This window comes from Pandoraea sp. NPDC090278 (assembly GCF_044772185.1).
Classification (GTDB): Bacteria; Pseudomonadota; Gammaproteobacteria; order Burkholderiales; family Burkholderiaceae; genus Pandoraea.
Genome location: NZ_JBIVYJ010000003.1, coordinates 421,106 through 443,609 on the forward strand (window position 1 = coordinate 421,106; position 22,504 = coordinate 443,609).

Here is a 22,504-nt window from a genome sequence, read left to right on the forward strand (position 1 = left end):
GGACTGTTGCAGTGATGACAACTGTGCCCACGTTCTTCAACTACATCGACGGCGAATGGTGCGCGAGCCAGACCGGACGCACCTTCGAGAATCGTAACCCCGCCGACACACGCGATGTCGTCGGCGTCTTTCAGGCATCTGGCGAAGCGGACGCGACAGCGGCGGTTCAGGCAGCCGCCTCGGCTTTCGGCGCGTGGAAGCGTGCCGCGCCCGGCGCGCGCGCCAAAGTCTTGCTGAGCGCTGCTGCGTATCTGGAGCGTCACGCAGAGCGATTCGGCGACGAGCTTGCCCGTGAGGAGGGCAAGCAGAAATCGCTCGCTAAGGACGAGTTTCTGCGCGCGTCCCAGACCTTGCGCTACTACGCCATCGAAGCCCAGTCGTTCGGCGGCGAGACCTTCCCGAACGACGACGCCGACATGGCGGTGTATACCGTTCGCGAACCGCTCGGTGTCGTGACCGTCATTTCCCCGTGGAATTTCCCCGTCTCGATTCCGGCGCGCAAGATCGCGCCTGCTTTGATCTGCGGAAACACGGTCGTATTCAAGCCCGCCACGGATGCGCCCTTGAGCGGCCTGCGGCTGGTCGAGGCGTTCGTCGAAGCGGGCATCCCGCGCGGCGTGCTGAATTTCGTCACGGGCAGCGCCAGCGCTGTCGGGCCGGTGCTGGTCGGCGCAAAGGAGATCCGAGCGATTTCCTTCACGGGGTCGACGTCGGCAGGCGAGCAGATTCACCGCGCGGCATCGATGTCGACGCGCACACAAATGGAACTCGGCGGCAAGAACGCGCTGATCGTGCTGGAGTCTCGCGACATCGACCGTGCTGTCGATCTCACGGTGAAGGGCGGATTCTCGCTGACGGGGCAGGCATGCACGGGGACGAGCCGTGTGTTGGTGGCGCGTGAGATTCGTGCGGCGTTCGTCGAAAAGCTGGTGGCGCGCACAGCGGCGCTCAAGATCGGCCCGGGGCTTGAGCCGGGCAACGATATCGGGCCGCTCGCCACAGAAGGGCAACTTCGGACGGTACTTGAGTACGTCGAGATCGGTCGTGGTGAAGCCAAACTGGTTTGCGGCGGAACACAGATCGTGGACGGTGCCTTTGCGCACGGCTATTTCGTAACACCGGCGATCTTCACCGATGTGCCCCGCAGCGCGCGCATCGCCCGCGAAGAGATTTTCGGACCGGTGATCGCCGTCATCGATGTCGATAGCTATGAGGATGCCATCGCGGTGGCCAACGACAGCGACTACGGGCTGGCCGCTTCGCTGGTCACGCAGGACGCGCGCCTTATGCATCGCTTCGTCGACGACATCGAGGTCGGCACCGTCAAGATCAATCGCACGACGACCGGCAATCTGATCAATGCCCCGTTCGGTGGCCTCAAGCGTTCGAGCACGGCGACGTTCCGCGAATCGGGGCGCGACGGCCTCGACTTCTATTTGCAGGTCAAGACGATCTATCGCGGCGTCTGAGACCGAGCTCACACGTCCGATCAACACAGGATTTTCACTTCGACATGAAACCTTTTTTCAAACTTGAACTGGCCGAAGCGCGTCACATGATCGCGGCGGCCATTGCACGCTCGCACGAAATCGGCGTGCTCGAATCGATTTGCGTGGTCGACGAAGGCGGCTTTCCGCTCGCGCTCGAACGCATGGACGGCGGCCGCATCACAGGCCCGCAGATTGCCTGGAACAAGGCGTTCACCGCCGCCGGGCACAAGCGCTCGACCCACTTGTTCACCACACCGCCGAACGGTCCCGCACTGCCGGGCAACGAGGCATTCGGTATTCAGTGGAGCTTCGAGGGCCGGTTTGCCGCGTTCGTCGGTGGCTTCCCCATTGTGGTCGATGGTCAGGTCGTGGGCGGCATCGGCTTGTCCGGGGGGAACGGCGAGCAGGACACGCAAGTAGGTCTGGAGGGCCTCGCCGCGCTGCAATCGTTGCTTGGCGCCAGCGGTCGCGAAGTGCTGGTGCAGGCCGACATCAAACTCTGACGGCGAGGGAAATCGTGGCCCATCGAATCACCTGGATCGAAGCACAGCGCAGCTTCGATGCGTCGCCCAACGAGACGGTGCTGTCGGCGGCGCGCCGGGCGGGCGTCGTGCTGCCGTCGGAATGCGAGTTCGGCGGCTGCGGGACATGCCGCGTGACGTTGCGCGAAGGACATGTGCAATACGAAGAAATGCCCCTCGCGTTGTCGCAAGAGGAGGCCGATGCTGGCTTCGCGTTGCTCTGTCAGGCGCGTGCCTGTTCCGATCTGGTCGTGAGCACCGAGCGATTGCTGGACGCACCGGCTGCACAGCGCCGTCAGGCGAAGGTGTTGCGTGTGGAACCCCTGAGCGGCGACGTTACGCGTCTCGTGCTGACGTTCGACGATGGGCAACCCTTCGCGTTTCGTCCGGGGCAATACCTGAACGTACTGCTGGGTGACCTGGGGGCACGTAGTTTCTCGATGGCGTCGCGAGTGCCGTTGGCAGACGATTCCGCGATGGCGGAGTTCCACATCCGGCGCATCGACGGTGGCCATTTCACGCATCGGCGACTCGGCACGCTGCGCGCTGGCGATACGCTGGACGTCGAGGCGCCGCTCGGTGCGTTCGGCTATCACGCGGACGACTATCGTCCGATCGTGATGGTCGCGACCGGCACGGGCATCGCGCCGCTTCGCAGCATGCTGTCCGAGATGCTGGCCGACGGCGATACGCCACCCATCACGTTGTATTGGGGCGCGCGTACCGCCGACGCTCTGTATTTGCACGAAGAACTCGAAGCGCTCGCAGCCACGCACGAGGACTTCCGTTTTGTGCCGGTGCTCTCGCGTGCGGACTCGGGCTGGCAGGGCGTGCGGGGCTACGTGCAAGACGCGGTGCTTTCCGATCAGCCCGATCTGTCGGAGCACGCCATCTATCTGTGTGGTTCGCCGGTGATGATTGCCGACGCGACCCGATCGTTCGTCGCGAACGGGGCAAGCGTGCGGTACCTGTACGCCGACAGCTTCACCTTTCACCACGCGCCGCCGGTCGATGCGGCCGCGTGAAACACCAGATCTGACAGGAGGCTTCATGCCAGTCGTCGTATTTCACAAGAACGGGCAGACCTTTCAGGAAGAGGTGAAGCCGAACGCCAATCTCGTGGTGCGCGCGGGGATCAAGCAGTTCCCGTACCCGCATCTGCGCTACGAATGTGGGATGGGCAAGTGTGCGCGGTGTGCCTGCCGGGTGCTGGCGGGCGGCGAGCATTTGCCCGCACCTAACTGGAAAGAGAAGAAGCAACTGGGCGAGCGGCTGTCCGAGGGCTACAGGCTCGTGTGTCAGTTGTGGATCGAGCACGATATTGAACTGGAGCAAGGGGCCGAGGTCGTCGTCGCCGCTCCGGAAGTCTGCGCGAAGTAGAAGCAGAAGTAGCGCCATCGCGACAAGGAGTTCGCATGTTCATTGTATTGACGAGTCGCCCGGGCCAATACCGCAGCGAGCCGACACCCGGCATCACCGCGCTGGAAACGCACGACTATTTTTACGGTAAACGCCACGTCGCAGCCTTCGTGGTTGCTAGACTCGACGCGCCGACGCGCGTGCGCATCGTCGACGAGGCGGGCGGTGACGCCAACCTCGTGCCGACAAAATTCTTCGAGCAGTTCGAGAGCGTTCCCGATGCACTCGCGTCACTACAGTCGTTAGTCGGTGGCGATCCAGCGGCCGCGCGGCTGACCCGGCGCGACGACGCTGTGCGTGCCGCGACGACAGTCCAGATCACCTTTCTGACGAATGGCGGCAAGACCGTCGAGGCCGCACCGAACAGCAATCTGTTGCGGGTTTCGCTGCGGGAGAAGGGCGGTATACCGTTCAAGTGTGGGGGCGGACTGTGCGGCACCTGTCGATGCAAGGTCGAAGCAGGTATCGAGCATACCGACGCGGTCAAGGCCAAAGAACGCCGTCATCTGACGGATGAAGCGATTTCAGAAGGCTACCGGATGGCCTGCCAGACGTTCGTCAACGGCGATGTGAGCGTGTCATGGTGAATGGGGGCAACGTCGCGATGGAGCCGTTCGGCGCATTGCCGGAGGCGCAGCGCCAGCAGATGCGGGAGATCGGCCCGCGCTGGAATGACGATATCGTCGGCAATCGCAAGATCGTGATCGATTGCTACACGCCGGTGGTGGCAGCCGCACCCAAGAGTCCGCGTGTGACGCGCGACCTGCCGTACGGCACGAATGCGCGTCAGGTACTCGATGTGTTCAGCCCTGTGCGCAACGCGGGCGACTCGCCCGACGCCTTTCACGATGCCGTGATCTTCGTCCACGGCGGGGCGTTCGTACGAGGCAGCAAGAGCGTGAACGGCGAGATTTACGACAACGTTTGCCACTGGTTCGCGAGGCAGGGCGTCGTGGCCGTCAACGTCGAATATCGACTGGCTGATGTTGCGCCGTGGCCGGGTGGCACGGACGACGTCGCCGATGCCGTCTTGTGGGTGCACGAACACGCCCGGGAGTGGGGCATCGATCCGCAGAGGATCTTCCTGATCGGGCACTCCGCCGGGGGCACCCATGCCGCAAGCAGCCTGTTCGATCCTGCTCACGCGCGGGGTGACGACATGCGCAGGATCATCGCGGGACTGGTGCTCATCAGCGCGAGACTGTTTGCCGACACCGATCCTCGAAATCCGAACGCCGGGCCAGTGCGGACGTATTTCGGTCCCGATGAATCGACGTATACCGAGCGCTCACCGCTGACGCACGCCACCCGAAGCGTCCTGCCGACCATGATCGCGGTCGCCGAGTATGAGAATCGGTTTCTCGACGACTACGGCGCGGAGTTCTTCCTGCGTTTGCTGCGGCATCGGGGGGCGCCGCCGCGCTTCGTGCAGGCACGCGGGCACAATCACACGTCCATCGTGGCGCACTTCAATTCCGGCGAGGACTGGCTCGGGCGGGAAATGCTCGCGTTCATGGCCTCGATCCCGGACCGGGGCTGATAGATGTCGCACCCAAATTCATATTGTGTACAGTCTACGAAATGCCGCGCGCTGCTAGAATTGCGCAATTGGCGGTTAGGGGAGACTGGAAATATGGTGCGGGGAGCCAAGGCGGCAAATGGGCGCGCGCCGATCATGCATCAGCAATTGTCTGATCTGGTATTCGATCGTCTGCGCGAGTCGATCACCAAGGGCGAATACAAACCCGGCGACCGGCTTGTCGAAGGACGCATCGCCGAGGAGCTGGATGTCTCTCGTGTCCCGGTGCGAGAGGCCCTGCGGGCGCTGGCCGTCGAAGGGCTGGTGGAGGTGCGTCCGAGGCATGGGGCGGTGGTTGCTTCGATCGATCCGGCGTCGACACGTGAACTTGTGCAGATTCGCGCCACGCTCGAAGGCCTCAACGCCCGGCTGGCCGCAGAGCGCCGTTCGCCGGAGCTTGTCCAGCGAATCGAGGCCGTCCTGCAGGAAGGCAATGCCAAGGTCGCGGCGGGTGAAACGTCCGGGCTGCTGGAGCTGAACGCGCGCTTTCACGATCTTTTGTATGCCGCTGGCGCTAACGCGATGCTGGCCGATCTGATGCGCTCGCTACGTGATCGGACGCGCATTGTCTTCGTCAAGACAGATGACGAGGAAGTCCGCGTTACGTGGGAAGAGCACGCTGCGATATTGCGCGCCGTGCAAATGGGCGACGCCGCCTTCGCGGCGTTGCTTGCCGAGCGCCACGTCACGCGCGCGGCGCAATACTATCTCGATAACCTTCCGAAATGAGCGCAGCCGCGCCGCGTTAAGACACGCGGCGCGCTATTGCTACTACTTTGCGCTGGCCTGCGCAGGCGCTTTCTCCAGCGCCGTGGCGAGCGTGTTGACGTTGTGGCGAAGCATGTCGAGATACGTCGATGCGGGGCCGCCCGGGGCCGACAGCGCTTCTGCATACAGTTCGCCGCCGGGCTTCACGTTGGTCGCCTTGGCGACCAATTCCACGAGGCGCGGATTGTTCGAATTCTCGACGAAATAGGCCGACACGCGCTCCTTGCGAATCTGATCGATCAGCGCGGCGATGTGCTTCGCAGACGGTTCGTCGGCCGTTGAGATGCTCATCGGCGAGAGGAACGTGATGCCATACGCGTCGCCGAGATAGCCAAACGCCGCGTGCGACGAGATCACCACGCGTTGCGCCTCGGGAATCTTGCCCAGGCGTTGGCGCGCGTCGGCGTCGATGGCCTTTAGCGCAGCAATGTAGCGCGCCGCATTGGCTTCATACTCGGCGCGGCCCGACGGATCCCTCGCTTCCAGGGCGTCCTTGATGTGGCCCACGTAGATGACCGCATTCATCGGATTGTTCCATGTGTGCGGATCGTCGCCCGCCACGCCTTTGCGAACACGGGTTCGCAACTTCACTCCCTCCGAAACCGTCACTACCGGACCGGTGTAGCCGGACGCCGCAATCAGGCGCGGCAGATACCCCTCAAAGCCAGCGACGCCGTGCACAAACACGAGGTCAGCCTTGCGCACTTCGGCGACGTCCGCTGGGGAGGGTTCGAAGTGATGGGCATCGCGATTGCGTGGAATCAGCGAGGTGGTGTTAATGCGATCCCCGCCCACGCTTTGCACGATGTCGGCGAGTACTGAGAATGAGGCCACGACGTTTAACTTCTCCGGTGCCGCGTACGACGAAACGGGGGTGGCGAGTCCGACGAGAGCCGCCAGCCCTACCATCAGCCGCCATGCGGCAAACCTACCAAAACGCATTTCAACTTCCTCCGGGAAAGACACCGCGACATTCGTCGGTCGTGACGGGAAGGCGCAATATCGATATGATCTTAAATGCAACTGAGTTGCATATTGTTTCATAAAGGATCTGTCGAATGCAAACCACAAGTTCTCGCAGCTATGCCGATCTGCTGATTACCGGCGCAACCGTCATGACGCCCAACGGCGCGGAGCGTGTCGACGTTGCATGTCGTGACGGCCGAGTTGTCGCGATTGGAGAACTCGCGGGCACGTGGGGCGCGCAAACCGTTCTGGATGCGCGGGGATTGCATGTGCTCCCGGGCGTCATCGACAGTCAGGTGCATTTTCGAGAGCCCGGCCTGGAGCACAAGGAGAACCTCGAAGCGGGCACCCGTGGGGCGGTGCTCGGCGGCGTCACGGCTGTGTTCGAGATGCCCAACACTCACCCGCTCACGTTGGGCGCTACCCAACTGCAAGCCAAGCTCGACGCGGCATCAGGCCGCGCGTGGTGCGACTACGCTTTCTATATCGGCGGTTCTGCATCGAACGCAGAGCAACTCAGTACGCTGGAGAATCTGCCCGGATGCGCTGGCGTCAAGGTGTTCATGGGAAGCTCGTTCGGCGATCTCCTTGTGGATGACGAAAGTGCGTTGCGCAGGATCGTTCGTCATGGTCGCCGCCGAATGGCCATTCACGCCGAGGACGACCGCCGTCTGCGCGAACGAAGATCGATTGTCGAGCAGAGTGGCGACGTGACGGACCACCACGTTTGGCGAGATGTCGAGAGCGCGCTGATCGCAACGCGACGCATCGTGGATATCGCGGCAGAAACCGGGCGACGAATTCATGTGCTGCATGTCTCCACGGCGGAGGAGATCGCTTATCTGGCTGAGCACAAACGCAGGGTCTCGGTGGAAGTCACGCCGCATCATCTGACGATGCATGCGCCCGAGTGCTACGAGGCACTGGGCAGTCTGGCGCAAATGAATCCCCCCGTACGCGAGCGACGACACCAGAGGGCATTGTGGGAGGGCATCCGCGAGGGCGTCGTGGACGTGATCGGGAGCGACCATGCTCCGCATACGCTCGACGAGAAAGCGAAGCCGTATCCGCAATCTCCGAGTGGTATGACTGGGGTGCAGACCTTATTGCCGACGATGCTCGACCACGTCAACGCAGGACGACTGAGTTTGCAGCGGCTGGTCGATCTCACCAGCGCGGGACCTGCACGCATCTTCGGCATTGAAGGGAAGGGCCGGATCGCGCTCGGCTATGACGCAGATTTCAGCATCGTCGATCTGAGTGAGCGTCGTGTCGTTCGCAATGCGTGGATCGCAAGCGTCTGTGGATGGACACCTTATGACGGCAAGTCAGTCACCGGCTGGCCGATTCATACCGTCATCAGAGGGAAGTGCGTTGTGCGCGACGAGGCGCTCGTTGGCCATCCGGAGGGCGCGCCGATACGGTTTTTCACATGACACTGGCGGCCAACTCTGTCATGGCCTGTTCGACACTCGAAGCAAATTCGGCGAAGTCCGTAGCCGGATGCAAGACGCCGCCGTGACGGATGACATCGTCGGACAGGGTGAGGGAGGGGGCCGCCGCCATGACGCGCATTTTCAGTGCTTGAGCGACCTGTCGCAGTTGGCTGGCGCACTTGGTGCCGCCATGTCCGCCGTAGGTCACGATCACGGTGGGCTTCTCCCGCCATTCGAAATACAGGTGATCGATCGCGTTCTTCAAGGCTGCGGGATAGCCCCAGTTGTACTGCGGTGTGACGAAAACCACGGCGTCGCAGGCAGAGATCTTCTCGCTCCACGCGCGTGTGTGCGGTTGAACATAGGGTGCCCCCGTGGCAGGCAGTGCAGGCTCGTCGTCAAGCGGAAGGTGCCAGGCTTTGAGATCCACGATCTCGTAAGTCAGATCCGTACACGTCTGGCCGATGTCGGCAATCCATTGCGCGATCGCGGGGCAGTTTCGGCCTGCGCGCGTGCTTCCCATGATAAGGAGCACCAATCTTGTTTCTCTCATCGTTCATCCTTTGGGCGGTGTGGGCGACATCAGGGGGACGAAGCACAAAGCTAACAGCCCGACAGACGCCATGAAGACGAAAGCGTCTGCATAGGCGAGGGTTCTCGCTTGCCTTATCGCGGTTTCGGCGAGTAGCGCTTCGGCTGCGCTGCGCGCTTGTGTCGAAGACATTCCGCGCTGCATCAGCATGGTGGTTGCGGAAGTCATCCATTCGTTGACTTGCACGGACGCCGAATAAAGGAAGTCGAACAACCGGCTCGAATGCAATTGCTCGCGCCATGCCAAGACGACGGTCACGAGGGTCACGCCCAGTGACATGCCGAACTGGCGGAACGTCATGTACACGGCGACCGCGTCCAGTTGTACATCTTGCGGCAATCGGGCGACCGTCCCGCTGGCGAGCGCGGACAATACCGGCGAAAGACAGAAGGCATAGAGGATGAGCGGTAGCGCGAAATATCCATACGGCGTGGTCGTCGTCATCAGATAGGACATCAGCGACATGGATACCGTCAACAGGATAAAGGCGAATGCGAGTACCTTTCGCGGCCCGAATTTGCCGACTGACCGCGTAACCAGTGGGCGAATGGCCGCAGCCGTCAATGCATACACACACAGAATTCGTCCCGTGTGGGTCGCGTCGAGTCCGGGCGAATAAACGGTTCTCAGGAACTCGGGCAGTGCGTATGTGCTGCCGGACACGATGATGCCAGCCAGCACGCCCAGTACGACGGAGGCGGCGACATCGCGGTGTCGAAGCAGATCGAGACGATGCAGGCGGACGTTGTTGCGGTGATGCAATTGCCATCCGACGAACAAGACGAGTGCTGAGATCGCGGCCCAGGCCAACACGCGAATTTCCGATGAGCCGAACCAGTCCTTCGCCTGTCCTCGGCTCATGACGACTTGCGTGCAAACAAGCGCTACTGCAAGGAGAAGAAGTCCGGGCGTGTCGATGCCGCGGGCGCGTACATCGGTTGGGCGGACAACCTTGGGATAGTGGCGAACGAGTAGCCAAATGGCCGCGACAGCGACGACGATATTTGGCGCGAAAAGCCATCGCCAGCTGTATCGGTCGGTCACGTATCCGCTGAATAGCAAGCCCGCCGCCGTCGACAGATAGATCATGATGGAGATGCGCATCATCGACACGCTGCGTCGAGTCCGGGGAATCAACAGATAGACGCTGCCTCGCCACCACATCGCCAGGCCTGCCCCGGCAATCCCTGAGACGGTACGCCACACCAGCATCGTTCCGAAATCAGTGGCGAACGCGCATCCCAGCGACGCGATTGCGAACACGACGATGCTGCCGAGGATGTATCGCAAGTGGCCGATATAGCCTGCGAGCCAGACGGAAACGGCCATCCCCCAGAACAACGATGCACTGAACGCGATCAGGAGCCAACTGGCTTCATCGTGCGATACGCCGAACGCGCCGGCCATGTCGGGCAGCACGAGATTGACGGCGTCGAACGTGTAGAACTCCATCCATGCTGCGAGTCCGAGACCGGCGAGAAGTCCGGTCTGTTTCCCGTCGGCGAGCGGCGCAGGTGGAGTGGGCGTCGATATCGCGTCGACTGCACCGGATCGGGGAGGGGAAAGTGACACCATATTTGTGAAATTCGGAAATAGCTAAGCCGAGGCGTTATATTGAATCGCTCGGGATAGCGCCGAAACCTATGGAATTGCATGGCATATTTCCGATAAGTGGAAATATGGAGCCTTCGGTGCTAGCATCCTTTCCGATAAATTCGCGGTTAAATCACGCGGCGGGAGACGGCCTTGGACTCGATTTCTGAACTGGCGCTTTTTCAGGCGATTGTCGATAACGGAGGCATTTCGCGCGCTGCGGTCGCCTTGCGTTCCTCTCCGGCTGCGGTGAGCCGACGTCTACGGCAGCTGGAAACGCGTCTGGGCGTTTGTCTGGCGAATCGCAGCACGCGACGATTCAGTCTCACCGACGAAGGGTTGTTGCTGTACGAGCGCGCGGTGGCGATTCTGGAGTCGGTTCGGGACGTAGAGTCCGAGGTGTCTTCGCGAGGCACGGTCGCTCGGGGTCTGTTGCGCGTCAGCGCTCCGTCCGATTTGGGGCGTCGTCGGCTATCGACGTTGCTGGCGCAATTTGCACGCCTCCATCCCGGCCTTGAGATCACGCTGTTCCTGTCTGACGCAGGGGTTGAAAACATGCTCGACGGCTGCGACGTCGTGCTGCGTTTTGGCTTGCCGGGCGATGAGGGAATGGTCGCCCGTAAAGTCGCATCGTCGGAGATGCTGCTGGTTGCTGCGCCTTCTTACCTGGATCGGCAGGGTGTCCCGGCAACCCCGGACGCACTGAGCGCTCACAATTGCCTGCGATTGTTCCGACGTAATCGCGTCCCGCGGGTGTGGCGCTTTATGCAGGACGGGGGGCTGTCGGACGTCGAGGTCACCGGCACGCTGGCCAGTGCGGATGGGGCGATGTTGCGCGAATGGGCGCTGGCGGGCGAGGGTATTTCCTGCGAAGCGGCGTGGGATGTCGAGGAGGATGTCGCGTCGGGGCGGCTTGTCCGCTTGCTCCCGTCTCACCCGATGCAGAGTATCGATCTCTACGTCGTATTTGCGCCCGGAAACCCCGTGCCACCCCGGATTCGACTACTGGTCGATTTCCTGATTCATGAATTTGGCGACGCGCTTCAACGACTTAAGGGCGCGCGTGGTTGAGCGTGGGGCAGTGTGGATGAGCGATCTGTTTGCGTCGCTCGCCATCGGGCTGGATAAGCAATTCGGCGCGAGTTCGCTTGACTTCGAGGTCGTCTATTTCGTGCTCAGTCCCGACTACAACCTCTAATGGATTTGCAGCAGGGCATCAATCTCGCGTTGATGCGGGCATTCGTGGAGGAGGACATTCGCTTTGCAATACCGGCCAGCGTCCAGTATTTCGCACAGGCACCGGAGCCGCCCGAGGTTGCGCCGACCACACACCAAAGGGCTTCGAAGCCGCATGCCTGCTGGCACGGAGATTGCGGCGTGGTAGGATCGAGCGCATCCACGTGATTCAGATCGTGGCTTCGATCCAATCCGGGCTCGCCGCGCGGCGAGAACTTCAGGAGGCCAGTATGTCTGCAGAGCAAAAGACGTCGCATCGCGGGTTCACCATCATCACCGTTCTCGAACGCCTCTCGAAGGGCCGCGCACGGCTCTCGGCGAAGGTGCTCGCCAGCGACGAAGATCATAAGCGGCGTCTTGGCGGAAAGAAGCTGTTGCAGGCCAAGCGCTGGTTCGATCACTTTGCCGACGATCTGGCCGCCCCGGTCATCGCAGGCCTCAAACACACCATCGATCTTGAGCTGGCTGCGGCGGCAAAGGCTGCGCCGAAGACGGCCGCGAAGCCCGCGAGCGCTGCCGCTGGCGCGAATGCCGGAAAGGTCGCGAAGGTTGATAAAACCGCCAAGGCACCCAAGGCCGCGAAGCCTGCAAAACCGGCTAAGCCGGTGAAGCCCGCCAAGGCGGAGAAGGGCGCACCGAAGGCGGCTAAACCTGCCAAGGCAGCACCGACGAAAGCCAAAGCGCCCGCGAAATCGGCCGTCGCAGCGAAGCCGGTGAATGGTGCCGCAACGGCGGCGAACGGTGTCGCGAAGCCGGTGGTCGGCGGTGTTGCGGCAGCGGCGCGCAAGCGCGCGGCGACGGCAGCATCCAAAGCCCCCGCTCGCTAAATTCACGCCGCAAGCGCGGCGAAGGCGATGCCGAAAAACGGCGCATACCTACGGGTGATGCGCCGTTTTTCATTGCATCGTTGAATCGCGGTTGGGTGCGGGCGGCGTGGAAATAGTCGATGCGCTTTGTCGCGTGCCCTCGACATCGCCGGACCATGATGTGACTTATCACGGTGTCCGAAACCCTCGTGGCACACGTCGCATATGTCCGTTATTTCATGTGTTGCAATTGCACCACTTGCGTGCGAATTGTGTCGCTAGCGTGTCAGAATGCACCCGCTTGCAAACGACCCGCGGTGCTTTTCCTTCATATGGAAAGCACCGCGTGTCATTTGGTGAGTACTCCATTGCATATGCGGTTGCAGCATCCTCGTCGCACAGATCGAGGCAGCCGACATTGACAGTGGACGCCCGCACCTGCGGGACAAAAATATAAGACCACTATCAAAGAGGATAAAGATGAAGCGCTTCCAACTCACGGCCCTGGCTGCTGCCAGCTTCGCCGTTGCCGCTCCGGCAATGGCCCAGAGCAGCACGAACGTCACGCTGTACGGCGTGATCGACGCAGGCGTTGCTTACGTCAACAACGTCGCCACCGGTCTGAACGCCAAGGGTGCACACAACTTCCAAGCCGTGAGCGGCATTGGTCAGGGCAACCGTTGGGGCCTGAAGGGCACGGAAGATCTGGGCGGCGGCCTGAAGGCCGTGTTTGTGCTGGAGAACGGCTTTAATCTGATGAACGGCACGATGCTGCAAAACAGCCGCATGTTCGGTCGTCAGGCGTATGTCGGTCTGCAAAGCGCACAGGCAGGCACGGTCTCGATCGGTCGCCAGTACGACTCCGTGGTCGACTTCGTGAGCCCGATCACGTCGGCCAAGCAGTGGGCAACGCAATACGGCGCGCACATCGGCGACATCGACAACCTGTACAACTCGTTCCGCGTCAACAACTCGGTCAAGTACACGAGCGCGAACTACAGCGGCTTCTCGTTCGGCGCACTGTACGGCTTCAGCAACCAGGCGAACACTGGCGGCGGCACGGGCTTCTCGAACAACAACGCGTTCAGCATCGGCGCTGGCTATGCCAACGGCCCGCTGACGGCAGCCCTCGGCTACATGCACCTGTCCAGCCCGGGCACGACCAATGCCAACGGCGCGGTCTCGAACGACTATTCGAGCGCCACGGACATCTTCTACACGAGCGCCGTCGACAAGCACGACATCGCTGCGGCAGGTGTTTCGTACGCCATCCAGGCGGCAACGGTCGGCTTCGTGTACAGCTACGCCAAGGTGAACTACGTCAATCAATCGTCGATTCGCGTGAACACCTTCGAACTGAACGGCAAGTACCAGTTCACGCCGCGTCTGCTGGCGGGTCTGGCCTTCGTCTACAGCGATGGCAGCGTGAGCGGCGCGACGGCACTGTCGGGTATCAGCAAGGGCACGAAGCCGCGCTGGTTCCAGGTCAATGCTGGCACGACCTACTCGTTCAGCAAGCGCACCGAGACGTACCTGAACGGCGTGTACCAACGCGCTACGGGTGACGCTGTCGTCGCCGCGATCGACAACGTGGGTGGCCCGACGGGCACCGGCGCGCAGTCGCAGATCGCCGTGATCGCAGGCGTGCGTCACAAGTTCTAAGCCGGTTCTTACCTGCGTCAGGGCGGTGTTCGACGCCGCCTGGCAGTGCAAACCTGACTGGCGGGGGAGGGCATCGAATGCCGTCTCCTGCCGGTGGCGGGCTCCTCCAGCGTGCTGGCGGGGCCCGTCGTACATGGAGGGACGTCAAAAATGTGTGCGTCTGATGTCCTTTCTGTGTATAATCACGACCTTGTCCAAATTATGGGCATTGCGGGAAGTGGCGCTTACTGACGAACGATTAGCGGCCGCTTCGCCATCAATCAACCGTTCAGCCAGTCTGGAAGGCGCGATACCAGGTATCGATTGCCAATCGGGAGATCGCAGAGGAGGTGATTCGCGGTCCCGCCGGATGTGGTGCAGTGCAGTCCGTAGCAAGTCCGTTCGTCGCGCCTGGCAGGAGGAATCTCCGGCGGGGCGGGGAATGGTGTCTTTGCGCGGTAAATCAAATTTACGGCTCTTCGGGGCCGAAACATTATTCGAGATATTGCATGACTAAGATTCTTATCAAAGACGGTGAACCCGTTGAAGTTGCACTGCGTCGTTTCCGCCGCGCTATCGACGGCACGGGCCTGATCAAGGAAGTCAAGGCACGCGCTGCTTACGAAAAGCCGACGGCTGAACGCAAGCGCAAGAAGGCTGCTGCCGTGGCCCGTCTGCGTAAGCGTCTGCGCAGCCAGACCCTGAAGAAGAAGATGTACTAAGCACGCTGTTGCGCCGCTCAGGCGCAATGCAGTGCGAAGTCGAAAAACCCGCCACACGGCGGGTTTTTTTATGGGCTGGCGAAGCGAGCCGGTTTGCTACACTTCCGTGCATAGCGAATGGCCGCCTCGTGCCGCGAACACCCCTCATTCCCCACATAAGCTGATGAAAACGTTGACCTTTGCCGCGCTCGACGCGCTGACCGAACAAGCTACGCAATCGCCCCGCGCGCGCATGAATCAGAACCTGCATGAGTCGCTCGACGATTCGATCCAGCGCCTGGCGATTGCGATGGAGCCGTCGACGTACATTCGTCCGCACCTGCATCACCATACGTGGGAGTTGCTGACGGCGCTGCGCGGCCGCTTTGTCGTGTTGACGTTCGACGAGGCTGGCGTTGTGATTGACCGCAAGGTGCTCGGCGAAGACACGAGCGTCATCGAAAGCCCGGTCAAGACGCATCACACGGTGCTGTCGCTCGATCCGGGAGCTGTGATCTTCGAGGTGAAGCACGGCCCGTATCGTCCGTTCGTCGAGGCGGACTACGCCGACTGGTCTGCACCTGCCGATACGCCGGAAGCCGCAGCGTTCATGGAGTGGGTCAAGACGGCGCAGGTCGGCGACCGCTGGGCGGCTTAACGTCCTGCGTCCATGACGTTTGTTGACGGCTGGGCGGCGTGGTGCGTGCAAACGGCCTCGTCGCCCCGTTGATGAGTTAGCGGGTCCAGCCCTGAAACTCAGTCGCCATCGCGAGAAGTGCTTTTGCAGCGGTGTCCACCGTGCCGAGCCAGTCTTGCGAGACGGGCGGCGGTCGGAAATCGTCCAGGTCGGCGCGATGACTTAGGCGCTCCGGGCTGAAGTGCGTGTCGTAACGATCGTCATGACGCACTGCCGATAGTGCCGTTCGCGGTGCACCCAAATACCACACCGGGACCCCGAGGCCTTCGGCCAGATGGGCGTGTCCGGCATCAAGTGCGATTACCAGATCGAGATTGTCGATAAGCGATGCTTCATCGGCCAGATCGTCGCAGTCCGTGCGCCAGTCGATCCAGTCGACCGATTCCGGCGGCACGGTATCCGATACCTCATCTCCCTGCTGACCCAGCGGCACCCAGGAAACGCCTGGCACGCGCAGCAGCGGTGCCAGAGACATCAGGCGTGAGGCGTTCGCTGACGTACCCGTCAATCCCACGCTGTCGAGCGCATCCAGTCCAGCAAGCCCTACGCACAAGCCGTGCCGTGCCGCGGCTGCCAGCCGGTCGCGCCAATGTCGCGCGGGGACGGCGGCTACGTGCAGGAAGGGGCGTCCGGCGTGTGCATGTGCGGCTTGCGGGCCCAGCGTGCGCGCGAGCGAGGCGAGCGGGCAGCGTAGATCCCAGTCCGAGACGTCGCGCGGCATGCGCGAAAGCACGACGACGCGCTCCCCCATCGACCATTCGACCAGACGTCGCGTGTTCGCCGGGCCGACAAAGCCGACCTTGCCGAAGCGCGCGGACGCGACTTCGAGATGCCTGAGCTGGCTGACCAGATCGCTGTCGTGCTCGTTGCCGATGACCAGAAGATGTTGATGGAGCGTATCGCCGCCCCCGGTCCAGTTGGGGAGCGGGCAGTCCGGATGCGGGCTGAGCGCTGCGCCGACCTGGGCCCAGGCGTGAGCGACGGCGCTGGCGGCGGGGGCGTCGTCGGCGTTGGGTGTCGTAAGCGGGACAGCGCGCTGCGAAGGCTTCGTCATACGAATCCTGGCATCGAGAGAGGACAAGGAATAGCGGGATTGCGCGGTCGGGCGGCGAGCGCGGCGACGCAACACCTACGAAACACCTGGGTCGTGCGAATGAGTGCTTAGGTATTGCTCAGGTAAAGGCTAGGCAAACGGCTTGGGTGATGCGCAAGCGATGGCTTAGGCACAAACGTAGGCAGCAACTTAGGCACTTTGGGGGGAGGGCACGTGCGCAATGATAGTGGAGCGGAGATTGGTGGCTAGGCGGTTGCCTTTGCCGACGGGGCCAATCCGTTTGCTGGACGGCAAAATATTTGAGGATTGAAGCGGGTGGGACTGGGCGGGGCGATTCGGAGGGGGTAGGGCGCGCCAGCCTGAGTGTGGCGATGCGATAGGGTGTTAGCGAGCGCCGAGGTGGCAAGCGTCGAGGGGGGGAGTCCGGAGGCGCGGGCTGGAGAACATAAGACTGTCCCCCAAACCTGCAGAAAAGACAGGTTTGAGGGACGGCCAATCGCAGAAACGAGATTACTTCTTCTTGCGGACGGCCTTTTTGGTCGGTGCGGGTGCGTCGTCGTCCTGGACGGTGAGTTGACCGCCCGTGCCGAGGCCACCGGCGACAGTTTGTTGCTTGTAGTTCTTCACGGCGCGCACGACGTTGTTATACGAGTCGGTGAACGCGGCCACGATGACCTTGCCTTCGGCGGTGTTCGAGTAGCCGCCGAGCGAGCCGCCGGCCGAGCTGCCAACGATACGGCCGAGGGCGCCGAAGTCCATGGCGGTGGCGCTGCCTTCAGCGGCGGCGATCTGCACGCTGGAGCGGTTGTCGATGACGGTCAGCATGGTGCTGGCTTCTTTCGAGTTCATGCTGCCGGCGAGCGCGCCGATGGCTGCACCGATGCCGCCCGGAAGAAGGCCGGCGATGCTGGCACCGGCACCGCCGGCGTTATTGTTCGTGAAGGTGATCGACGGGCTCAGCGCGTAGTCGGCGGAGACCATCTTGCCCTTGCCGAAGTTCGACTTGTTGCGCAGTTCGCCGGACTCTTGCAGGGCGCGTTCGCCCATGATCGTGTTCATGCCGCGACCGCGATCGACGATCACGAAGCAGTTCGACTGCTGGACGAGCAACTTGAGCACCGGCACGGTCGAGCCGAGCTTGTACTGGCCGGTCAGCACGCCGTACCAGGGGGCGGACGTGTCTTCAATCACCGCCATGGTACCCAGCGGGCGATCGCACTTTTCAAGCGTTTGGTTAGCGTTTTCGGAGTTCGCGCCGCCGGCGGATCCGGTGGCGGCCGTTTTGGCGCTGCTGCTCCCCTGGTTCATGGTCGAGCAACCCGCCATGATGCCGGCTGCAAGCAGCAGGCCGGTGATTTTTACGAGATGGTGTGCCATTTTCCTAGTTCTTTAGAATGTTGTTCTGGAAATTGGCGGCGCTGCCGCACCCGCTTTTGCAACGGATTTGGCCCAGTCGGTGACGCCGCCTAATGCCAGGAGTCCAAAAAAGCAGGAGTGAAATCGATTTACGGTAGGACTCCTATGCTGAAATGCTCCGTAAGAACATTCCGCGCCGCATGCTAGCACGGGCGTAAAGTGCGTATGCCCTATCAAAAATAGTGGGGATTACGAATGGATTAAGGCACCGCTTTCGTAGGTCTTAGGTAAGGATTAAGGGAAAACCACGAGATGATGCGTTGCTGGCGAGCTATGGGCGCGTCGGGGCATGATTTCGTATGGAATCGTGACAATTCGATAGCCGAACTAACGTCGGATGTTGTGAGCGAAATGGACGCAAAAATGGCTCCGCGCTGCCAATGTTGTGCGAGACAATGTGCAGCATTAACCGTAGTTCCACGACGCTAAAAAACGAGGAGAGATATGGGTAGCCTAAGCATCTGGCATTGGTTGATTGTGTTGCTGTTCTCGATATTTTTCCTGTATCCCTATGCGCGCATTATTCGCCGCGCCGGGTTCTCGCCCTGGTGGGTGCTGGTCGCTTTTGTACCGCTTCTCAATTTCGTGATGATTTGGGTGTTCGCCTTCGTTCAGTGGCCATCGCTGGAAAAGAAGTCGGGGGCCCCTTATTGACGCCTTGGCACTGCAATTCTTGTGAATGCAAAAAAGCCCCGTCCGACGAACGCCGGACGGGGCTTTTTACTAAATCTGATGAAACGTGGGACGCAAAATTGGTCCCCCGACAGGAATCGAATATTTAGATTCGATGGGATTTATCCGGTAGGGATTTTGCGAAATACCCCCAAAAATACCCCTAACAGTATTCCCCTGCACCGATGTTGCTCAACCGCAACCCAGTGTGGGGCGGCTTCGTGAGTAATTTTAAGGCGGAGGGGCGATTGTCGGAAGGCTCCGGTGGGCTGCTGTTGACACTATCATTGCACTGGGATTACCTCTCAACGAGTGCCGCCAATGCCTTCCCTTAACTTCGTGTATCGCGGTTGCACTGTCGACATTCAGATCGTGGATCGCTCCGCGATTTGGGAAATCACGATCCGAGTCGCGCCGTTTGATGGCGTAGAGCTCGTTGAGCCGTTCGGCACTAGAGAACTGAAGTTGGCTAAGGGGGACTCGCTGGGCATGATCCAGGCAGCGCTGATCGATGAGATACAACTGGCGATTGACCGTCGCTTGGTCGGTTGTTGATCTCGCGCGCCACGAAAATCAAGCTTTATCCCAAAGTCGATGGACTCGAATTGGTTTAGCGTGTTGTGTCGGATGTTGTCAGCGTTTACATTCGGCCGTTCATACAAAAAATCAATTCAGACTGAGGGAATATGAAGCTGAAGCACGTTCTGTTTGTTGTGTTTGCCGTCGTGGCCGTTTCCGGCTGCGCGACAAAAAACTATGGACGCCAGGGTGAACTCACCGGTTACGAAAAGGGCGCGATGACCTGCCGTGAAATTGATCTCGAAACGGCCAAGGTCAACGGCTTTATCGAGCACGTAAATCGGGAAAGCCAGTTCGATGGGAGGTCAGTGCTTTCTTTTCTCGGGGATTTTGGCGTTGGCAACATGATGGAAAAGGATTCGGCGATGGAGAGCGCCAATCGACGGCGTGTAGCGTTGGATGATTTGCGTGCTTCGAAGGGGTGCGGAGCATATGCAACTGTTCCATCTACACCGATTCAGTAGGGTAGCCTTTGGTCGACGGACGCTGGGACGCTCGATCCCGTCACTTCGCTGGCTAGGCCAAAATGAGCATTTTCCTAAAGACGGCACATCAGTTTTCGCATAGCGTATTGCCACAATCAAACGGACGCGTGTGCGCTTGCGAATGGCAATTAGGCTTGATGGAACCTTCTTGGCGAACCTGTTAGCCCCGATGCGAGATGCGCTTCGGCGCATCGCTAGAGCCTCGAAAAACGAATATGAGACTGAGGACTTGGAGTCTGAGGCATATCTGGAAGCCGTCGCTTACGTTGGCGAAAACGGCTACGTGCCTCCAGACGATGAAGGGCTTCAGGAGGGCGTGCTGACGCGGTTGATGAGGCGATTCGGTTTCTACGCCAATTACAAGGACCGAGGCGCATACAGGCTCGATCAAGAGTTGATTGCTGATGATGGCGAGTTCGCCGAGAATTCTGTCTCTGCACGCCTGACTGCCGACGCATCAACAGAGCCGGCCGAAATACTTGAGCGAGAACAGCGAGAGAGGGAGCAAGAAGAGGTTGTTTCCGGGCGGTTTTCGGAGGCCGTGGCGTACCTGCGGACATTCCAGAACTTTCATGGCGGTAAATCTGAACTTGCAAGTTACCTTGCAATTCGCCCTCGGACGCTGGACGTGAGATTGCGACGAGCGATGGCTTTAGAGGGGAGGCAGCCGTCGATGTTCGACGGAATTGAACAGGTTGCCACCGATTTTGTCGCTGCTCCAGGGAGCGTTAGACGTCAATTCCGGTGCTCACCCTTCAGAGTCTTTTGCGAAAATTTCTTACCTCGGCAACCGAGTGTGTTCGGTGCGCCGTTTGCTGTATTCGCTAGGTAGCGGCTCCGTCGGCGAAATCACTGAGTGCCTTCTGCACTGGGTCTCTTGCATCTACAACGCCCGTCGCCCACTCAGCCCAATGATTCGCTTTTATGATGGCCTCTGGTCCTCGTTGTTTAGCTAGTCTGAGTACTTCGGTGATGTATTGTCTTGCGCGCTCGCATTCGGCCCAAAGGGCTGCATCCTTAAAAAATTGCGCTTGGCGATCGCTCTCCTGGTGCCGCTGCTCCTGTTCAATTTCGCGACGTGCCGCGGCCTCATCTTCTCGTCGCTTAGCAGCCTCCCATTTCAGTGCCAGCTCCTCTAGTCTAATTCCTTCGGCTTCTCGTCTTGCCGGTATCCTACTGAGACCTCGAAGTGTTTTGCTAAGCGCCGCGACGATCTGATTTTCTAGAGGGTTTTTAGGTTGATCGGAAACTCGAATCAGTGTGAAGAAACTGGGTGCCTGGATCGTCAATCGCAATTGACCCGACGGCACTTTGATCATGGGACTCAGTATTTGGTCAAGCTTATCGCGTGAGGGGTTTTTTCGTTCTTCCAATACTTCGAATATCCGAATTTCGGCTTTTTCGCTGTTGTGGCTGACGAACATGGCGGAGCCGCTCAGGTCAAACGACAGACCACCCGACTCTCCGGTCAGTATCAATGTCTCAAGCAGTGCGAGTGCACGCGAGCGCAACTGCGACGATACTAGGCAGTGCCTTAGTTCTCCTGATCCGATTACCCTTCCATGGTCGATTAGCGGTGGTCGATTAACGACTTCCACGTCGATCTGCCGCAGTTCGCCCCGAGCCTGACGTTCCTTTCTCCGCTTGCCGTGAACTGCCTCTCGACTAATCGTGCCGTCTGTCTTTTGAAGCGATGTTTGTGTCTCTGTTACGAGAGGGTGGGGGGGCGCTGCGGGATCTCGTGTGATGATCACGTCGAAAGAGTGCGCTTTGGTCTGCACAATGTCCTTGCCGCGGCGTCGGTGAGATTCGGTTGCTACTTCATCCAGCGTAATTATCTCTTTGCCCGGACGAGGGGGAAGTTCGATACGCGAGACGTCCTTCCCTGCCTGCAGTTTTGCCCAGTAGCCACGCTGTGGGCAAGGGACCTTATTTCGAGTGCATAGCTTCCGAAGCCCATTGCCCGACATGCCGAACTCTTCCGCCACCTTTGAGACAGGCGACGCCCAGACCTTTACGTATAGTTCGGCTCGAGTGATCACACGCACTTTTGTTGCCATGAATTCTCCTGGGAGATCGGAAGCCTAGTTTAGATGCTTGACAACCGTTTACCCCATGCACTATCTTCGACTTACCGCTGAAACAACAGCGGTCCGGCCTGGAAACCGGGGAAACGTGGGCGGACAGCCGCCGTGGAGCGGTTTTTTTACGTCCGTAGCCTTTGCACGTCCTATCAATGGGCGGGCCTTGGTGGGGGTGCGTTCGCGCACGCCGGTGCCTACGTTCCGGTTTTCCAGCCCTGTCATGTGCTCGCCCACCCTCCTGGAAAAGAGTGGCGAGCTTTCTACCAAACGTAGGAGGCCGTATGTGCGCCAATCAAAATCCTCTCGATGCCGATTTTCGGCTATTTCCCGCTCAGAAGATGCAGTCTGTTCCCTCTGGCGTAGTCTGCTTGGAGCGGATCACCGATCTACTCGAAGACGCCAGAACAGTCGCTTCGGGGGTATCGACAGTCCTCACAATCACGAGCAACAACATCACCGAAACTTCATTCGTTGGAAACGACGCCAGCGATGCCGACGGTGTGCCGCTCTTGCCCACAACGGTGGAATCTCTCGTTAATCTTGCTAAGTACGCCTCAGACTCGCTCGTCCGGCGAATTGAGGACGTAGCCGATGTTCTGATGGATCAAGCAGCCGATGCAGGGGGGGAGCAATGAGCGCGCAGAAATTCGAACCACCGAAGACGAACGAAGCTGAATACCTCAAGCCTTCGTTTCGTGGGGCATTGACGCAAGACTGGTGGACTGACGGCGAGCCAGAACATTATCTAGTTCGTACGGCCAACGTTGCC

General features: G+C 60.4%; 24 protein-coding genes. 18 read left to right on the forward strand and 6 right to left on the reverse strand.

The genetic code is table 11. The features are described 5' to 3' along the window. The first annotated feature begins 14 nt into the window (after positions 1 to 14). From ACIQWO_RS14190 to ACIQWO_RS14220, 7 genes are all read left to right on the forward strand, one after another. Positions 15 to 1,469 (forward strand): aldehyde dehydrogenase family protein, encoded by a 1,455-nt coding sequence (locus ACIQWO_RS14190; RefSeq protein WP_402824836.1) that lies wholly within the window; start codon positions 15 to 17, stop codon positions 1,467 to 1,469. A gap of 44 nt (positions 1,470 to 1,513) precedes the next feature. After that, complete coding sequence (locus tag ACIQWO_RS14195) at positions 1,514 to 1,993, forward strand: heme-binding protein (RefSeq protein ID WP_402824839.1); 480 nt, start codon at positions 1,514 to 1,516, stop codon at positions 1,991 to 1,993. Positions 1,994 to 2,007: 14 nt separating this feature from the next. Next, a complete protein-coding gene (locus ACIQWO_RS14200) occupies positions 2,008 to 3,036 on the forward strand; it encodes a 2Fe-2S iron-sulfur cluster-binding protein (RefSeq protein WP_402824842.1) in 1,029 nt (342 codons plus the stop codon). A gap of 25 nt (positions 3,037 to 3,061) precedes the next feature. Then, the gene (locus ACIQWO_RS14205; protein WP_402824845.1) at positions 3,062 to 3,391 is read left to right on the forward strand and encodes a 2Fe-2S iron-sulfur cluster-binding protein; all 330 of its coding nucleotides are present in this window, start codon (positions 3,062 to 3,064) and stop codon (positions 3,389 to 3,391) included. Positions 3,392 to 3,723: 332 nt separating this feature from the next. Then, positions 3,724 to 4,017: a 2Fe-2S iron-sulfur cluster-binding protein gene (locus ACIQWO_RS14210; RefSeq protein ID WP_402825388.1), complete on the forward strand. Its 294-nt coding sequence runs from the start codon at positions 3,724 to 3,726 to the stop codon at positions 4,015 to 4,017. Beyond that, the gene (locus ACIQWO_RS14215) at positions 4,011 to 4,970 is read left to right on the forward strand and encodes an alpha/beta hydrolase (RefSeq protein ID WP_402824848.1); all 960 of its coding nucleotides are present in this window, start codon (positions 4,011 to 4,013) and stop codon (positions 4,968 to 4,970) included. The genes ACIQWO_RS14210 and ACIQWO_RS14215 overlap by 7 nt, the downstream gene beginning before the upstream one ends. Positions 4,971 to 5,063: 93 nt before the next feature. Further along, the gene (locus ACIQWO_RS14220) at positions 5,064 to 5,738 is read left to right on the forward strand and encodes a GntR family transcriptional regulator (protein ID WP_402825390.1); all 675 of its coding nucleotides are present in this window, start codon (positions 5,064 to 5,066) and stop codon (positions 5,736 to 5,738) included. Positions 5,739 to 5,780: 42 nt separating this feature from the next. On the opposite strand, the gene ACIQWO_RS14225 is transcribed toward ACIQWO_RS14220, so the two are convergent. Then, positions 5,781 to 6,611, reverse strand: coding sequence for a metal ABC transporter solute-binding protein, Zn/Mn family (locus ACIQWO_RS14225; RefSeq protein ID WP_402824851.1), 831 nt, complete (start codon positions 6,609 to 6,611; stop codon positions 5,781 to 5,783). Between the two features lie 224 nt (positions 6,612 to 6,835). Between ACIQWO_RS14225 and ACIQWO_RS14230 the strand changes: the two genes are divergently transcribed. Then, positions 6,836 to 8,179 (forward strand): dihydroorotase, encoded by a 1,344-nt coding sequence (locus ACIQWO_RS14230; RefSeq protein ID WP_402824854.1) that lies wholly within the window; start codon positions 6,836 to 6,838, stop codon positions 8,177 to 8,179. On the opposite strand, the gene ACIQWO_RS14235 is transcribed toward ACIQWO_RS14230, so the two are convergent. Continuing rightward, positions 8,172 to 8,702, reverse strand: a complete 531-nt coding sequence (locus tag ACIQWO_RS14235) for an NADPH-dependent FMN reductase (RefSeq protein ID WP_402824856.1) — start codon at positions 8,700 to 8,702, stop codon at positions 8,172 to 8,174. The genes ACIQWO_RS14230 and ACIQWO_RS14235 overlap by 8 nt on opposite strands. Positions 8,703 to 8,735: 33 nt before the next feature. Then, positions 8,736 to 10,346 carry an MFS transporter gene (locus ACIQWO_RS14240; protein ID WP_402824859.1) on the reverse strand — a complete coding sequence of 537 codons (1,611 nt, stop codon included), beginning with the start codon at positions 10,344 to 10,346 and terminating at the stop codon, positions 8,736 to 8,738. A gap of 171 nt (positions 10,347 to 10,517) precedes the next feature. Between ACIQWO_RS14240 and ACIQWO_RS14245 the strand changes: the two genes are divergently transcribed. The 5 genes from ACIQWO_RS14245 to ACIQWO_RS14265 all read left to right on the forward strand — a co-directional run bounded on the left by ACIQWO_RS14245 (position 10,518) and on the right by ACIQWO_RS14265 (position 15,406). Beyond that, the gene (locus ACIQWO_RS14245; RefSeq protein ID WP_402824862.1) at positions 10,518 to 11,435 is read left to right on the forward strand and encodes a LysR family transcriptional regulator; all 918 of its coding nucleotides are present in this window, start codon (positions 10,518 to 10,520) and stop codon (positions 11,433 to 11,435) included. Between the two features lie 395 nt (positions 11,436 to 11,830). Next, complete coding sequence (locus tag ACIQWO_RS14250) at positions 11,831 to 12,427, forward strand: hypothetical protein (protein ID WP_402824865.1); 597 nt, start codon at positions 11,831 to 11,833, stop codon at positions 12,425 to 12,427. A 459-nt stretch (positions 12,428 to 12,886) separates the two neighbouring features. Then, positions 12,887 to 14,068, forward strand: coding sequence for a porin (locus ACIQWO_RS14255; protein WP_402824868.1), 1,182 nt, complete (start codon positions 12,887 to 12,889; stop codon positions 14,066 to 14,068). Positions 14,069 to 14,556: 488 nt separating this feature from the next. Next, positions 14,557 to 14,769, forward strand: coding sequence for a 30S ribosomal protein S21 (gene rpsU, locus ACIQWO_RS14260; RefSeq protein WP_017231887.1), 213 nt, complete (start codon positions 14,557 to 14,559; stop codon positions 14,767 to 14,769). Between the two features lie 163 nt (positions 14,770 to 14,932). Then, positions 14,933 to 15,406 (forward strand): WbuC family cupin fold metalloprotein, encoded by a 474-nt coding sequence (locus ACIQWO_RS14265; protein WP_402824874.1) that lies wholly within the window; start codon positions 14,933 to 14,935, stop codon positions 15,404 to 15,406. A gap of 76 nt (positions 15,407 to 15,482) precedes the next feature. Here ACIQWO_RS14265 and ACIQWO_RS14270 read toward each other — a convergent pair whose 3' ends face one another. Continuing rightward, the gene (locus ACIQWO_RS14270; RefSeq protein ID WP_402824877.1) at positions 15,483 to 16,499 is read right to left on the reverse strand and encodes a hypothetical protein; all 1,017 of its coding nucleotides are present in this window, start codon (positions 16,497 to 16,499) and stop codon (positions 15,483 to 15,485) included. Positions 16,500 to 17,009: 510 nt separating this feature from the next. Further along, positions 17,010 to 17,876, reverse strand: coding sequence for a CsgG/HfaB family protein (locus tag ACIQWO_RS14275; RefSeq protein ID WP_150811114.1), 867 nt, complete (start codon positions 17,874 to 17,876; stop codon positions 17,010 to 17,012). Between the two features lie 483 nt (positions 17,877 to 18,359). Here ACIQWO_RS14275 and ACIQWO_RS14280 point away from each other — a divergent pair, with 483 nt between their 5' ends. The 4 genes from ACIQWO_RS14280 to ACIQWO_RS14295 all read left to right on the forward strand — a co-directional run bounded on the left by ACIQWO_RS14280 (position 18,360) and on the right by ACIQWO_RS14295 (position 20,483). Further along, positions 18,360 to 18,569, forward strand: coding sequence for a hypothetical protein (locus ACIQWO_RS14280; protein ID WP_402824881.1), 210 nt, complete (start codon positions 18,360 to 18,362; stop codon positions 18,567 to 18,569). A gap of 339 nt (positions 18,570 to 18,908) precedes the next feature. Continuing rightward, positions 18,909 to 19,142 carry a hypothetical protein gene (locus tag ACIQWO_RS14285; RefSeq protein ID WP_402824883.1) on the forward strand — a complete coding sequence of 78 codons (234 nt, stop codon included), beginning with the start codon at positions 18,909 to 18,911 and terminating at the stop codon, positions 19,140 to 19,142. 131 nt (positions 19,143 to 19,273) lie between these two features. Beyond that, on the forward strand, positions 19,274 to 19,630 hold the full coding sequence (locus ACIQWO_RS14290; protein ID WP_402824886.1) for a hypothetical protein: 357 nt from the start codon (positions 19,274 to 19,276) through the stop codon (positions 19,628 to 19,630). Between the two features lie 169 nt (positions 19,631 to 19,799). Next, a complete protein-coding gene (locus ACIQWO_RS14295; protein WP_402824889.1) occupies positions 19,800 to 20,483 on the forward strand; it encodes a hypothetical protein in 684 nt (227 codons plus the stop codon). Here the strand turns inward: ACIQWO_RS14295 and ACIQWO_RS14300 are convergent. Next, positions 20,476 to 21,711: a hypothetical protein gene (locus ACIQWO_RS14300; RefSeq protein ID WP_402824892.1), complete on the reverse strand. Its 1,236-nt coding sequence runs from the start codon at positions 21,709 to 21,711 to the stop codon at positions 20,476 to 20,478. The genes ACIQWO_RS14295 and ACIQWO_RS14300 overlap by 8 nt on opposite strands. 305 nt (positions 21,712 to 22,016) lie before the next feature. Between ACIQWO_RS14300 and ACIQWO_RS14305 the strand changes: the two genes are divergently transcribed. Then, on the forward strand, positions 22,017 to 22,370 hold the full coding sequence (locus ACIQWO_RS14305; RefSeq protein WP_402824895.1) for a hypothetical protein: 354 nt from the start codon (positions 22,017 to 22,019) through the stop codon (positions 22,368 to 22,370). Positions 22,371 to 22,504 lie beyond the last annotated feature (134 nt).

Coding starts and splice junctions, on each gene's coding strand:
- ACIQWO_RS14240 (WP_402824859.1), bottom strand. CDS start 10,346: ATGGTGTCACTTTCCCCTCCCCGATCCGGTGCAGTCGACGCGATATCG.
- ACIQWO_RS14265 (WP_402824874.1), top strand. CDS start 14,933: ATGAAAACGTTGACCTTTGCCGCGCTCGACGCGCTGACCGAACAAGCT.
- ACIQWO_RS14195 (WP_402824839.1), top strand. CDS start 1,514: ATGAAACCTTTTTTCAAACTTGAACTGGCCGAAGCGCGTCACATGATC.
- ACIQWO_RS14285 (WP_402824883.1), top strand. CDS start 18,909: ATGCCTTCCCTTAACTTCGTGTATCGCGGTTGCACTGTCGACATTCAG.
- ACIQWO_RS14270 (WP_402824877.1), bottom strand. CDS start 16,499: ATGACGAAGCCTTCGCAGCGCGCTGTCCCGCTTACGACACCCAACGCC.
- ACIQWO_RS14255 (WP_402824868.1), top strand. CDS start 12,887: ATGAAGCGCTTCCAACTCACGGCCCTGGCTGCTGCCAGCTTCGCCGTT.
- ACIQWO_RS14235 (WP_402824856.1), bottom strand. CDS start 8,702: ATGGGAAGCACGCGCGCAGGCCGAAACTGCCCCGCGATCGCGCAATGG.
- ACIQWO_RS14230 (WP_402824854.1), top strand. CDS start 6,836: ATGCAAACCACAAGTTCTCGCAGCTATGCCGATCTGCTGATTACCGGC.
- ACIQWO_RS14280 (WP_402824881.1), top strand. CDS start 18,360: ATGGGTAGCCTAAGCATCTGGCATTGGTTGATTGTGTTGCTGTTCTCG.
- rpsU (WP_017231887.1), top strand. CDS start 14,557: ATGACTAAGATTCTTATCAAAGACGGTGAACCCGTTGAAGTTGCACTG.
- ACIQWO_RS14300 (WP_402824892.1), bottom strand. CDS start 21,711: ATGGCAACAAAAGTGCGTGTGATCACTCGAGCCGAACTATACGTAAAG.
- ACIQWO_RS14190 (WP_402824836.1), top strand. CDS start 15: ATGACAACTGTGCCCACGTTCTTCAACTACATCGACGGCGAATGGTGC.
- ACIQWO_RS14305 (WP_402824895.1), top strand. CDS start 22,017: ATGTGCGCCAATCAAAATCCTCTCGATGCCGATTTTCGGCTATTTCCC.
- ACIQWO_RS14275 (WP_150811114.1), bottom strand. CDS start 17,876: ATGGCACACCATCTCGTAAAAATCACCGGCCTGCTGCTTGCAGCCGGC.
- ACIQWO_RS14290 (WP_402824886.1), top strand. CDS start 19,274: ATGAAGCTGAAGCACGTTCTGTTTGTTGTGTTTGCCGTCGTGGCCGTT.
- ACIQWO_RS14205 (WP_402824845.1), top strand. CDS start 3,062: ATGCCAGTCGTCGTATTTCACAAGAACGGGCAGACCTTTCAGGAAGAG.
- ACIQWO_RS14215 (WP_402824848.1), top strand. CDS start 4,011: ATGGTGAATGGGGGCAACGTCGCGATGGAGCCGTTCGGCGCATTGCCG.
- ACIQWO_RS14220 (WP_402825390.1), top strand. CDS start 5,064: ATGGTGCGGGGAGCCAAGGCGGCAAATGGGCGCGCGCCGATCATGCAT.
- ACIQWO_RS14250 (WP_402824865.1), top strand. CDS start 11,831: ATGTCTGCAGAGCAAAAGACGTCGCATCGCGGGTTCACCATCATCACC.